The 13,325-nt window shown below is 37.3% G+C and carries 12 protein-coding genes and 1 other annotated feature; of the genes, 2 read left to right on the forward strand and 10 right to left on the reverse strand.

Annotation, left to right across the window (positions count from 1 at the left end; genetic code table 11):
- Positions 1-298: 298 nt before the first annotated feature.
- The 7 genes from EHV10_RS07075 to EHV10_RS07100 form a co-directional block, all read right to left on the reverse strand.
- Positions 299-2,491, reverse strand: coding sequence for a DUF6449 domain-containing protein (locus EHV10_RS07075; RefSeq protein ID WP_330508495.1), 2,193 nt, complete (start codon positions 2,489-2,491; stop codon positions 299-301).
- Positions 2,460-3,359, reverse strand: a complete 900-nt coding sequence (locus EHV10_RS07080; protein WP_128674041.1) for an ABC transporter ATP-binding protein — start codon at positions 3,357-3,359, stop codon at positions 2,460-2,462. Before EHV10_RS07080 ends, EHV10_RS07075 begins: the two co-directional genes overlap by 32 nt.
- Positions 3,356-3,736, reverse strand: a complete 381-nt coding sequence (locus EHV10_RS07085) for a GntR family transcriptional regulator (protein ID WP_007593748.1) — start codon at positions 3,734-3,736, stop codon at positions 3,356-3,358. Before EHV10_RS07085 ends, EHV10_RS07080 begins: the two co-directional genes overlap by 4 nt.
- Before the next feature lie 79 nt (positions 3,737-3,815).
- Positions 3,816-3,956 carry a hypothetical protein gene (locus tag EHV10_RS14625; protein ID WP_167456728.1) on the reverse strand — a complete coding sequence of 47 codons (141 nt, stop codon included), beginning with the start codon at positions 3,954-3,956 and terminating at the stop codon, positions 3,816-3,818.
- A gap of 93 nt (positions 3,957-4,049) precedes the next feature.
- The gene (locus EHV10_RS07090) at positions 4,050-4,253 is read right to left on the reverse strand and encodes a hypothetical protein (RefSeq protein ID WP_128674042.1); all 204 of its coding nucleotides are present in this window, start codon (positions 4,251-4,253) and stop codon (positions 4,050-4,052) included.
- A gap of 50 nt (positions 4,254-4,303) precedes the next feature.
- On the reverse strand, positions 4,304-4,738 hold the full coding sequence (locus EHV10_RS07095) for a hypothetical protein (protein ID WP_128674043.1): 435 nt from the start codon (positions 4,736-4,738) through the stop codon (positions 4,304-4,306).
- A complete protein-coding gene (locus tag EHV10_RS07100) occupies positions 4,725-4,931 on the reverse strand; it encodes a hypothetical protein (protein WP_128674044.1) in 207 nt (68 codons plus the stop codon). Before EHV10_RS07100 ends, EHV10_RS07095 begins: the two co-directional genes overlap by 14 nt.
- A gap of 251 nt (positions 4,932-5,182) precedes the next feature.
- Here EHV10_RS07100 and typA point away from each other — a divergent pair, with 251 nt between their 5' ends.
- Together typA and EHV10_RS07110 are read left to right on the forward strand one after the other, a co-directional pair.
- Positions 5,183-7,018, forward strand: coding sequence for a translational GTPase TypA (gene typA / locus EHV10_RS07105; protein ID WP_128674045.1), 1,836 nt, complete (start codon positions 5,183-5,185; stop codon positions 7,016-7,018).
- A gap of 167 nt (positions 7,019-7,185) precedes the next feature.
- Positions 7,186-10,179: a transglycosylase domain-containing protein gene (locus tag EHV10_RS07110; RefSeq protein ID WP_128674046.1), complete on the forward strand. Its 2,994-nt coding sequence runs from the start codon at positions 7,186-7,188 to the stop codon at positions 10,177-10,179.
- A gap of 45 nt (positions 10,180-10,224) precedes the next feature.
- Here the strand turns inward: EHV10_RS07110 and EHV10_RS07115 are convergent, their stop codons facing one another.
- The 3 genes from EHV10_RS07115 to EHV10_RS07125 are packed head-to-tail and all read right to left on the reverse strand — an operon-like array spanning position 10,225 to position 12,978.
- The gene (locus EHV10_RS07115; protein WP_128674047.1) at positions 10,225-11,016 is read right to left on the reverse strand and encodes an ABC transporter ATP-binding protein; all 792 of its coding nucleotides are present in this window, start codon (positions 11,014-11,016) and stop codon (positions 10,225-10,227) included.
- Positions 11,003-11,902, reverse strand: coding sequence for an ABC transporter permease (locus EHV10_RS07120; RefSeq protein ID WP_128674048.1), 900 nt, complete (start codon positions 11,900-11,902; stop codon positions 11,003-11,005). The genes EHV10_RS07115 and EHV10_RS07120 overlap by 14 nt, the downstream gene beginning before the upstream one ends.
- An 8-nt stretch (positions 11,903-11,910) precedes the next feature.
- Positions 11,911-12,978, reverse strand: coding sequence for an ABC transporter substrate-binding protein (locus tag EHV10_RS07125; protein ID WP_128674049.1), 1,068 nt, complete (start codon positions 12,976-12,978; stop codon positions 11,911-11,913).
- 79 nt (positions 12,979-13,057) lie between these two features.
- Positions 13,058-13,284, reverse strand: a binding site (T-box leader).
- Positions 13,285-13,325 lie beyond the last annotated feature (41 nt).

The raw sequence follows: 13,325 nt of genomic DNA on the forward strand, positions 1-13,325 counted from the left end.
TCCTTTCCAGCTGTTATAGACTTGGTTATTCTCCAAACTTGTCAATATCCCCTTCCTTGACCATGATGCATTCAGCTTTATAAGCTTAGATTTTGACGAATCCATATAAAATTTCCTACAGTACGATTACACAACTTGTCCCTAAAAATAGATACTTTTAGAATTCCACCTGTGAAAACGCATTCATTAAACTTTTAAGAATATACTCTTTCTTTACTTATATGTACATTGTATCATATATTTCATTAGTGTTATACTATTTCTATACACTTTTATGATTTTTTGTTGTTTTATTTTATTATTTCTTTAAAATCTCAGGTATATTTCCCTTTTTAAACCCATACGAATTGTAGCCTCTGTAGTCCGAATCTTCCGGATTGCCGGAACGAATAATTACTGTATAATCTCGATCCTCATTCAGATTTTCCTTATAAGGACTGTCACAAACAACCAGTTTATCCAAGATCTCTTCTATATCCTTTTTATCTGTAAAAGTCTTTGGTGTAGTCTCACTTGAATAAGGCTCAACTTCTTCGTTATTGTCATCTAAAGTAGTATTTTCCCAATCATTATAAGACACATCTATACTTTCCACATACTGTGCAGGAAATATATAGGTGATCTCCACTCCCATTTCCTTTAATAAATCCAAGGTCTCATTAAACTCCGGATATATCGGATAAAAACCTACAGATTCGAGTGAACTTGCATATATATTCTCCCATTTTGAGTATGTAGCACTTGTACTGTCACTTGTATAATTAAATCCGGCATACTTTCTTAAAGCACCTTCCATAAAATCATCATTAAATCTTATGGATGCAAAAGGATAACTTTTTAATTTTGTTTCATAATCAAGATTCATTAGCTCTTTTTTATAGGTTTCCACAAACTTTTTCTTCATCTCATCGTCATGAAACACTATATGAGTATCATTATCCATTATACCGTTAAAGTCCACACTTACTATATTCTCAGGATTTTGTGAAAGTATAGGATAGTTGCTTTTTTTGTAGCTTTCATCAGCATAAACACTTGAAAGGCCCAAAGTACTTTGATCTAAATCCAAATAATAAACTCTGCCTACAGTTCTCCCGTTTTTAAGCTTATATGAAATCAAAACTCTATCAAAATCTCCCTGCGGTTCCAAATCATATTTTGCGGCTTCTATGCCCTGCCTGGCCAACTCCAGTACTGCATCTTTATTTTGGATGTCCATTTTCTTTATCTGATCGGCTTCTATCTTACTGTCACTTGCATAATCCACATCAACAAATGATTCATCATAATATGCGTCCGAAATTTCAACTTTATTATAATACTGTTCAGAATTGCTTTCCAAAAGATCGGATATCACTGCTGTACTCTTTATCTGTGAAGCACTCGGAATATAGCTGTCATATCCGAATATATCAAACTGAAAAGCTGCCGTTATAAATATTGAAATTATTATAAGCACAAGTAATTCAATCTTTTTTGCAAAAATCTTTTTAAAGTCCTGATTGTATATTATTTCCATTACACAATGAGTGATAACACCGCTCACTATAAGTCCGAAAAGTCCCCAGACGATGCTGTGATTCATTACTTCATATCCCAAAAGATACATAAGTATACTCATAAAGATAACCATCATCGCCTTTATAGGCAGCTTTATCACATTAAAGCTGACACTTTTACCTGCCGCCTCTGAGGCTCTTTTCTTATATAGGAAAAGATTTATAAAAAGGAATGCTATGCTTGCAAGTATTACTATAATAATTCTTGTAAGCCATTTAAGTTCAAATATATTAAACATCAGCATAAAGCTTGACATATTCGGCAGGACATTTTCAATAATAAATCCCGATGTGTAGTAAGTATCAAAGAACGTACTTTGATATCCCTTAAGCACCAATGAAATTAAAGGAAAATAAAAGCTGAAAAATCCACAGGCCAATATTCCTATAAGCATATTTCCTGTAAGCATTATTGAAAACACTGTCAAAAAGTAGCTTAAAATAAACAATAATGTCCACTCCGCTATAGCCCATATTGCCGCTATAACTACACCTATTTTTCCTGTGTTTGCAAGCGCCAAAAGGCTTGCAGATATTTCACATATAATAAAAGGTATAACAACTATCAATATGCCGTTTATTATCTTAATAAAATAAAGCACCTCTCTTTTCACCGGCAAACTGTGATACATATCCACCTTCTTTTTAGAATACAGATATGAAAATCCCGACATAGCCATAACCAAAGACAATACTATAAATATAATTCCAAAAAAAGGATTTGAAATGCCTATATATGACATAAAGTTAATTGCCAAATCATCCGAGTAATTGTATGTGCTGTTGTTATATATATTAAAACTTATCATCATAGCGGTTGCCACGATAAGCGAAAAGAAAAATATAAGAATACTTATTGCCAAAGTCCAAACTCTTGTTTTAAAGTCCTCTTTCATCAATTTAAAAAATAAGCTTTTTGATGTCATATCCATACACCTCCGTTTCACTTATAAATATCTCTTCAAGGCTCAGTCCCATCATCTCATAGAATACAGGGGCAAAGGACTCCATTTTCTCTCTTATATCCTCCTCACTTCCCTTTATGGTGATTGTGTGCACTCTGCCGCTGTTTTTCATCTGCATAATATCAAGCTCTTTAAGTCTTTCCATATCGAAGTCTTTTTCAAATACACATTGCACCTTATGGATATTCAACTTCATATCGGATACATCCTTTGATAAAAGTATTCCACCCTTATGCAAAAGTCCCACATGATCGCATATATCTTCAAGCTCTCTGAGATTGTGTGAGGCTATTATAGGTGTAAGTCCTCTCTCATCCATCTCCTTTGCAAAAAGACTCTTTACCGCCTGTCTCATTACAGGATCAAGTCCGTCAAATGTCTCGTCGCAGAGCAGATATCTGGTGTTTGCAGCCACTCCTATTGCAATGCAGAGTTGCTTTTTCATACCCTTTGAAAAAGTATTTACCTTTCTATTGATATCCAGATCAAGAGCCTTTAAAATATCTTGACATTTCTTAACATCAAAGTTTCTGTATACAGACGTATAAAACTTTATTATCTCTTTCGGTGTGGTATTTGAAAAGAAAAACTGGTCATCTGAAATATAGAAAAACTTTTCTTTTGCCGTTATATTTTCAAATACATTTTCATCATCTATAAGTATCTCACCGCTGTCAGGTTTCAGTATTCCGGCAAGTACTTTTAAAAATGTACTCTTTCCCGCACCGTTGGTACCTATAAGTCCGAATACGTCTCCGTCTCTTATACTTGCATTGATATTGGCAAGCGCCTTTATATTGTCAAAACTCTTGCTTAAATTCTTTGCTTCTATCATGCTCCCTCCTTCGCTTTATGTTCCGGATAAAACTCTTCCACTTTTTTACAAAATTCTTCCTTACTTATTATCTTTCTTGATTTGTCTACAAGTTCTTCAAGTTCTTTATATATGATGCTTTTCTTGTTTTCCTTTATAACATCCATATCGGCCACAAAACTTCCTACACCTTTTACGCTGTATACATAGCCTTGGCGCTCCAACTCGATATATGCCTTTTGTATAGTATTGGGATTTATCGAGAGGTCTACTGCAAGACTTCGTACAGACGGAAGCTTATCTCCGGGCTCAAGCGCCCCGATAAGCATAAGATCCGAAAGCCTGTCCACCACCTGTTCGTAGATGGCTCTCTTATCTCTTGAGTCAATTACAATCATAGATTTCTCCTTTTAACTGTATTATCTATCATAGTACAGTTAATATAGCACCTTTTTTATATTTTTTCAATATCAAGTTCTAAGCTTTAGTATCTATCTTAGGTTTATTCAATGTTTTCTTTCTAGTCCATATTTTTTTAGAAAAATATGACGTTCTGCCTTTGATATCCAAATACTCTAAAACAAATTTCTTCTTGAATTCAAAACCATGTTTTTCCATAAAAAATACCGACCCCCTAATCGTTAGATTTTGGTCTAACTTTTAGGGGTCGGTACCAATCGTTAAAGCAACAGCCGTTTTATAAATTCAAAATCATTTGTTTTTTCCTGACACTTCCAAAAATAATACTGCAATTCCACAAACACCTGCAAGAATGAAACTAATCACTCCAAAACACACATCCATAATATTATTCATATCCATATAATAGATATGTGCAGATACTGTTACAAAAGCTACAATTATAAAAAACAAATATATAACTACCATTATATTGGAATTTATCTTCTTATCCATACTTAACTTACCATTATCATATACTAAAAGCCAATTCTATGAAAAATCTTTTACCTACTATGATACCCATTATCAAATCCCAATGCAACCGCAGCTCTTATAGTTGGTAAAAGAGGACTACATGCAGCAAACAACGCTCCTTGCCCTACTTTATATGGTATTTTATGGTTCTTGCAAAATATACCTATAGCATATCCTGCGCCATAAGTAGCTCCATGTTCTGCAATAATTAAAGTTATTATTCGAGTTAATCCTGATAAATCTGTAGGTGCAATAACTGCACCCTCACTATTGTAGTAGTTGTTGTACTCACTATCCAACTCACTGTAAATAATATCTACTTCGTTGTAATCCAAAACACTATTCACACTGTTTTTATATGTATCCATTTCACCCACTGCTACTGATGCATACGATAAACCTGCTGTATTAAATAACATAGTTGCTGATAACACAATCGCCATAACAAATTTAATCTTCTTCATTTTTTTTATCTCTCCTTTTTGAAAATTCAAAAACTACCTCTACAATAAATGCAATGCCACAAACAATATTCAGCACAACACCAAAGACCGCCGTAGTGCTCACCACCATCATTTCATTATAAAAGAATACTGCCGAATATAGAAAGCCTATGGCAAAACAAAAACACATTAAAACTTTAAAAACATTTTTCATAAACTTCAATCCTTAAATATACTCAGGTACCTGTAAATATTAGGTTACTTTAATAATACTATATAAATAAAATAATACAATTCTTTTATTTTTATCTATTATGTGGTATACTGGTAAGGTAGGATTATTATAATTAAAAATATATAAATACTAACAAAGCGAGCCCTTATACTAAATTTATACTATGATATAGCAAAAAAAACAAAAAAATGTTATAATAGATATTTGTAAATTTTTATGAGGAAGAATATATGATAACAAAAAGAGAAGATATAAGAAATATTGCCATTATCGCCCATGTAGACCACGGTAAAACTACATTGGTAGATCAACTCTTAAAACAAAGCGGTGTTTTCAGGGCAAATCAGGAAGTGGTTGAAAGAGTAATGGACTCAAATGATATAGAGAGAGAAAGAGGAATCACCATTCTGTCAAAAAATACGGCAGTACACTATGGTGATACCAAGATAAATATCATAGATACACCGGGACATGCTGACTTCGGCGGAGAAGTAGAGCGTGTTCTTAAGATGGTAAATGGTGTTGTTTTGGTAGTAGATGCCTATGAAGGCGCTATGCCTCAGACAAAGTTCGTTCTAAGAAAAGCTCTTGAGCTTGACCTTGAAGTACTTTGCCTTATCAATAAATGTGACAGAGAAGAAGCAAGACCTGAGGAAGTTGTTGATGAGATTCTGGAACTTTTACTTGATCTTGATGCAAATGAGCATCAGCTTGACTGTCCTTTCCTATTTGCCAGTGCAAGAGGCGGCTGGGCAAGATACAATGTAAATGATACCAATGAGGATATGAAGCCTTTATTTGAGACTATAATCAAGCATATACCTGCACCTACAGGTGATGAAGATGCGGACCCTCAGGTACTTATCAGTACAATCGACTACAATGAATATGTAGGTAGAATCGGTGTAGGTAAAGTCGATAACGGTGTTATCAAGGTAAATCAGGAAGTTGCTTTGGTAAACCACCACGACCCTGATAAGATGAAAAAAGTAAAAATAGGTAAGCTTTATGAATATGAAGGTCTAAACAGAGTTGAAGTTAATGAAGCAAGAATAGGTTCAATAGTGGCCATCTCAGGTATTCCCGATATTCATATAGGAGATACTCTGACATCGATTGAAAATCCTGAGGCGATTCCGTTCCAAAAGATTTCAGAGCCTACAATCTCTATGAACTTTATGGTAAATGACTCTCCTCTTGCAGGTAGAGAAGGAAAGTATATTACTTCAAGACATTTACGTGAAAGACTGTTTAGAGAGTTAAATACCGATGTCAGCCTTAGAGTTGAGGAAACAGAGTCTCCTGATTGTTTTAAAGTATCAGGTAGAGGTGAGCTTCATCTTTCAGTGCTTATAGAAAATATGAGAAGAGAAGGTTTTGAGTTTGCTGTAAGTAAGGCCGAAGTTATTTATCACTATGATGAGAGAAACCAAAAACAGGAGCCTATGGAGCTTGCATTCGTAGATGTTCCTGACGAGTTCTCAGGTGCCGTTATTCAAAAGCTTACATCACGAAAGGGTGAACTTCAGGGAATGAGTCCGACACATGGCGGATATACAAGACTCCAATTCCTTATTCCTTCCCGAGGTCTTATAGGCTACAGAGGTGAGTTTATGACCGACACCAAGGGAAACGGTATTCTCAATACAGAGTTTGACGGTTATGCTCCATATAAGGGTGATATGTTCTATAGAAAGACCGGTTCTCTTATCGCTTTTGAGAGCGGCGAGTCTATTACCTACGGCCTTTTCAATGCACAGGAGCGCGGTACTTTATTTATAGGTCCCGGAGAAAAGGTATATGCAGGTATGGTTATCGGTAAGAACGGTAAGGCTGAGGATGTTGAAATCAATGTATGTAAGACAAAGAAACTTACAAATACAAGATCATCCAGTGCGGATGAGGCGCTCAGACTTGTTACACCGAAAGTCATGAGCCTTGAGGAATCACTTGAATTTATAGATACCGATGAGCTTTTAGAGGTAACTCCTGAAAATCTTCGTATCAGAAAGAAAATCCTCGATCCGACACTTAGAAAACGTTCTATGATAAAGTCGAAGCAATAATATATAAAGGTATCCGCTTTTGGATGCCTTTTTTTATTAATAATAGCTTATAAAAAATAAAGATTATTTAAAGCTGATAGCCTATATTAAATTAATGATGTATAATTCGGTATAAGGGCAAATGCTCCGGATTATTTATGTAAATTTATTTTGAAAAGGAAAAAGTGATGAATAAAGAGAATGAAAATAAAACTCCCGAGAAAAGCTCCAAGTCACCCGGATCAAGAAAAAAGAAATATATAAACAAATTTATATTTCAGGCTGTAAAGACATTTTTTCTTGCACTGCTTGTAGTGACCGTTCTTGGAGGTGCCATGGCGGTAGGCATGATAAAGGGTATTATAGACAATGCCCCTGATGTGGACGTTGACAGTATTGTTCCTTTAGGATATGCCACCACAGTATACAATGCATCCGGTCAGGTTACCGATACCTTGGTAATGGCCGGTTCAAACCGTGAAGAGGTAACTTATGACGAACTTCCGAAAGTTCTTATTGATGCATTCGTGGCAATAGAGGACTCCCGATTTTGGAAGCATAACGGAATAGATACCAGAGCTATACTCAGAGCGGTCAGCGGTGTAATAACCGGAAACAGTTCATCAGGTGGCGGCTCTACCATAACACAGCAGCTTATAAAGAATAATGTGTTCAACGGCGGTAGAGAAAGAAGTTTCGGAGAAAAGGTAGAAAGAAAATTCCAGGAAATGTATCTTGCCGTAAAGCTTGAAAAACAGATGGATAAAAAGTTGATACTTACAAATTATCTGAATACCATCAACCTTGGAAGCAACTCACTGGGAGTAAAAGTTGCCGCAAGAAGGTACTTCGGAAAGGAAGTATCCGACTTGACTCTTTCCGAAGCCACTGTAATAGCCGGTATAACAAAGGGGCCTACCAAGTACAACCCTATTACCGGTCAGGAGGCAAATTCCGAAAGAAGAAAAATAATACTTCAATATATGTATGAGCAGGGCTATATCACAAAGGAACAGCAGGAGGAGGCTCTTGCAGATGATGTGTATTCAAGAATCCAAAATATAAATACGCTTGCAAAGGAAAAAAATAATCACTACAGCTATTTTACAGATGCTTTGATTTCACAGGTTACATCCGCATTTATAAATGAACTGGGATATACCGAAACTCAGGCACATAATCTTTTGTACAGCGGAGGTCTCTCAATATATACCACTCAGGATCCTTCACTTCAGCAGATTGTGGACAGCGAAGTCAACAATCCTGAAAACTATCCTGATACAAAGTATGCACTTGAATACAGACTTACAGTCACAGACAGTGAAAAGAACACACATAATTATTCCGAAAAGGATATTAACAAATACCATTCAGATGTACTTCATGACGGTTTTAACGGACTTTATACTACTGAAGACGCCGCAAAAGCTGATGCTGAAAGCTATAAAGCTACAGTTGTTAAAGATGGCGATACGGTCGTAGGTGAAAGTGTAAAAACTGTTTTGGAACCTCAGGTTTCCTTTGTTCTTATGGATCAAAAAACCGGTGCCGTAAAAGCTATAAACGGAGGTAGAGGCGAAAAGACATCTTCACTTTCTTTAAACAGAGCTACAAACACTACCAGACAGCCGGGCTCGACTTTTAAAGTTGTGTCTTCATTTGCACCTGCACTTGATACCAGCGGTGATACTTTGGCTACAACCTATTATGATGCCGAATATACAATAGGAGAAAAAACTTTCCAAAACTGGTATGACAAGCAGGGATATATGGGATGGTCAAGTATTCGTGACGGTATCATATATTCTATGAATATAGTTGCATTGAAAACACTTATGGAAACTGTAACACCGAGAGTAGGCGTACAGTATGCCAAGGACTTCGGTATTACCACCCTTACCGATCAGGACTACAATGCATCCCTCGCACTCGGAGGTCTTACAAAGGGTGTTACAAACCTTGAACTTACAGGTGCCTTTGCAACAATAGCAAATCAAGGTGTGTATACAAAGCCGGTCTTCTTTACAAAGATTGTAGACCACAACGGAAAGACATTGATTGATAATACTACTCCACAGACTCACAGAGTTATAAAGGACTCAACCGCATTCCTTCTTACAGATGCTATGGCTGCATCTACAGAAAACAACAGAAAGTTTGCAAGCAGCGGAATAAATATAAATTCCACATCTACCAGAGCTCATCTCGATAATATGAGTGTAGCAGGTAAATCAGGTACAACTTCTAAGAATGTGGACGTATGGTTTGTAGGATTTACACCATATTATACAGCAGGAGTATGGGCAGGATGTGATGAAAATCAGACTCTCTCAGACACCGGAGGTACAAGCTTCCACAAGGATATATGGCGAAAGATAATGACTAAAGTTTCAGAAGGTTCCGAGGATATAGGATTCCCCGTTCCTGATTCCGTTGAAACCGCAGTAGTATGCAGAAAGTCGGGAAAACTTCCTATACCCGGAGTTTGTGACCACGACCCTCGTGGCGATTCTACATATACCGAATATTTTGCCAAAGGAACGGTACCTACAGATGTATGCGATCACCATACTACAGTGACTGTATGTAGTGAAAGCGGTCTGTTGCCTACTGCGAACTGCCCAAATACAGTTACAAAGGTTGCACTTATAGTTCCAAGCGGACAGTCAAATACCGATGATTCACAGTATGCGGTACCTACGGCCACATGTACCATCCATGCCGGACCAAGTCAAATAATTGACCCTAATGCACCTACCGCAAATGACGGAGACGACGCCGGAGTCGGCGTGTCACCAAGGGCAAGTGTAAATCATCCGGTTGTAAATCCGAAACAAAATAATGTAACTGTCGGTGTAGCACCGAACGGTGATGTTATCGGAGCGACACCGGGAAGTAATTCATCCGGCCAATCACCTAATACAATTGTTGCACCGACCAAGGCAAACTCAAACAGTTCAAAACCTAAGAGGCAGCCTTCAGAAATAAAAATTCCTGAAACTACCACGGCCTCACCTATAAAAACAGGCCCCTCTTCAAAAGAACCTGAGGATTCTGACGTATTACACGGTCCCGGAGTTACTCCGACCACTGAAGCACCACGTTCAGGCCCCGGTGCTCATATGTCCACCGAAGGCCCCGGAGGCCAAGGTTCTCCGGTACTTATAGGACCCGGACAATAATATTCAAACAAAAAATGAGCTCTACGATTTGTAGAGCTCACTTTTTTATTCACCTAAAATCATCTTGTCGGTCAATACGGCATCCGTTCCTGAATACAATTCCATTATATCTGAAACCGTCATATTCTTTCTCATATCGCCTTCAAGAACTTTTAAAATACTTCCGTTATTCATAACTATAGTTTTATTTCCGAAATGCAAGGCATCTTTGATATTATGTGTAATCATCAAAGTTGTAATATTATTTTCAGTTACTATCCTGTCGGTTATTTCCATTATCTTCTTACTGGCCTTGGGATCAAGAGCCGCAGTATGCTCATCAAGCAGCAAAAGTTCAGGAGTTTCCATGGTAGCCATTAAAAGCGTCAGCGCCTGTCTTTGTCCGCCGCTGAGTCCTCCGACTTCATTTTTCAGTCTGTGCTCAAGACCCAGTCCAAGTTTAGTGCATACAGATTTGAAATACTCCCTGTCACTTCTTCTTACTCCAAGCCCGAATCTCACCTTTTTACCACGGCTGTATGCCAGTCCCATATTTTCTTCTATTGTCATATGAGGTGCTGTACCCTTTAAAGGATCCTGATACAATCTGCCTATGAATCTTGCTCTTTTATGCTCCTTCATATATGTGATATCAAGGCCGTTATTATATATTCTTCCGCTCTCCACTTCTATATTGCCTGCTATCGCATTTAACATAGTGGATTTTCCTGCACCGTTACTGCCTATTACAGTTACAAAATCTCCGTCATTTAATTTAAGATTCAAATCACGTAAAGCTTTTTTCTCGTTTACGGTATCCTTATTAAATATTACATTAACATCTTTAATTTCCAGCATGTATCTTTCTCCATCTTGCAATTGTAGGCTTTATCAAAGGTATGCTTATTGCGATAACAACTATTACCGCTGAGAAGAGTTTTAAATATATGGCAGGAAGCCCAAATCCGAATGCCACCGCAAGCATTATACGATATATTATCGCACCTACTACCACCGCAATCAGATGTCTGAGTATCCCTCTCTTTCCTATAACCGTTTCTCCGATTATGATACTTGCAAGCCCAAGTACCAGCATTCCCGTTCCGACTCCATGTGTAGCTGTCATATTGTACTGTGCATATATTGCGCCTGAGAAAGCTACAATAAGATTACAAAGTGCAAACCCCAGTATTTTCATAGCATCTGTATTTATACTTGAACTTCTGACCATCGCCTCATTATCACCGGTAGCTCTAAGAGAAAGTCCTACCTGTGTCATTAAAAATAACTTTAATGCGGCTACCAAAACAACAACAATTATAAACAGCAAAATTAACTTTCCTATATCGGTTGTACCTATAAAAAACTTTCCTTCAAAAGGAGTAAATACAGTCTTTTCACCGTAAAAGAAAACACTTGGCTTATCACCCATTACAAAGAGATTTATGGAATACAGACCTGTCATTGTAAGTATTCCTGCCAATATAGCATGAATTTTCAATTTTGTATGAAGTATACCTGTGACAATACCTGCAATCATTCCGCCTAAGGCCCCCATCAAAAGTCCCATAGCAGGATTTTTAGCTACTGACCATATAGCACTGTAAGCCAGACCTGTAACAAAACTTCCGTCCACCGTCAGATCTGGCAGGTCCAAAATTCTGAAAGCTATAAATAATCCCAATGATAATATTGCAAATATCAGTCCAAGTTCAATACTGCCAAGTAATGTTGATAATGTCATTTTTACTCCTACTTATTTGATTTAATCTCGACAAATTTCTTGTCTGTTTTGATGCTCTCAGGTATCTCTATACCGAGTGCGGCAGCTGTATCTGTATTTACATAGATAAATAAATCATCCTTAAATACTTTTACAGGGATTTCATTTACAGATTTGCCCTTAAGTATTTCATCCACCATCTTAGCTGTTTCTTTTCCAAGATCTGTATAGTCAATACCCACTGTAGCAAGACCGCCGTCCATTACCATAGAGTCGGCACCTACATATATAGGCTTTTTAGCCTTTATCGCCTCTGCAGTAAGTATAGGCATAGCCTCCGCAACCGTATTGTCGTTTGATACAAATATCATATCCACCTTTTCAAAAAGTGATGCGGCTGCTGTTTGAAGATCGGCACTTGTCGAAATACTTACCGTTTCAAGCTCAAGATTTTTCTCTTTTACATAGTTTTCAAGCAATCCGAGATTAGTTACGGAATTGTCCTCTCCCGGATTGTATATGAAACCTACCTTCTTTACATCAGGAGTAATCTGAAGTGCCAGATCCATTATTTTATCAATCTGTACGGCATCACTTGTACCTGTCATTCCCTTGTCAGGCGCATTCATATCTGTAAGTATTCCTGCACCTATAGGATCTGTAACTGCAGAGAAAACTACAGGTGTTGTCTTTGTTAAACTCATAGCCCCCTGTGCTACAGGTGTAGCGATACCTACTACAACATCCTGCTTATCACCCTCAAATCCCTGAACTATACTTGTGATATTTGACATATCTCCCTGTGCATTTTGGAATGTTATCTTAACATTCTCGCCGTCCACATATCCTAAGTTCTTTAACTCATCTTTAAATGAATTATATATTATATCAAGTGATTTATGCTCAACCAGCTGAATTACTCCGATTTTTTTCATCTCCGTGCTGTCTTTAGACTCTGCTTTTGAACTCTCGGCAGCGCCGCTTTCTGCTGCGGTAGTTTCTGTATCAGAGCTCTTAGCCGTATCCGCTTTTGGTGTACATCCTGCCATCAAAGCCGCACCTATTGCAATAATTCCAAGTTTCTTTATTAAATTCATTTTCTCCTCCTTAAGGCATTCGATATAGAGATATATTTACCGAGAGTGATCTTTGCATAAAAAACGCAGGCTCTCTTATCCAAAGGACAAGCAAAGCCTGCGGTACCACCTTCATTAGTAAAAATACTCTCTCTAAAAAAATGCTGACACATTTTCTGCCCGGTAACGGGAGCACCCGTCTTAGCTACTTGTTTCCTTTCACCTCGCCCTCATGGGTCCATATTAAAATCGTCATCCCTATCGGTTCTCAGCACCTCCGACTCTCTGTGAGTAACTAATTTCTTTTCTCCCAATCAACGGTTTTATTAATTTATACTGTAAAAACATAAAATTGTCAACATTTACTA

This window comes from Lachnoanaerobaculum gingivalis, assembly GCF_003862475.1.
Lineage (GTDB): Bacteria > Bacillota > Clostridia > Lachnospirales > Lachnospiraceae > Lachnoanaerobaculum > Lachnoanaerobaculum gingivalis.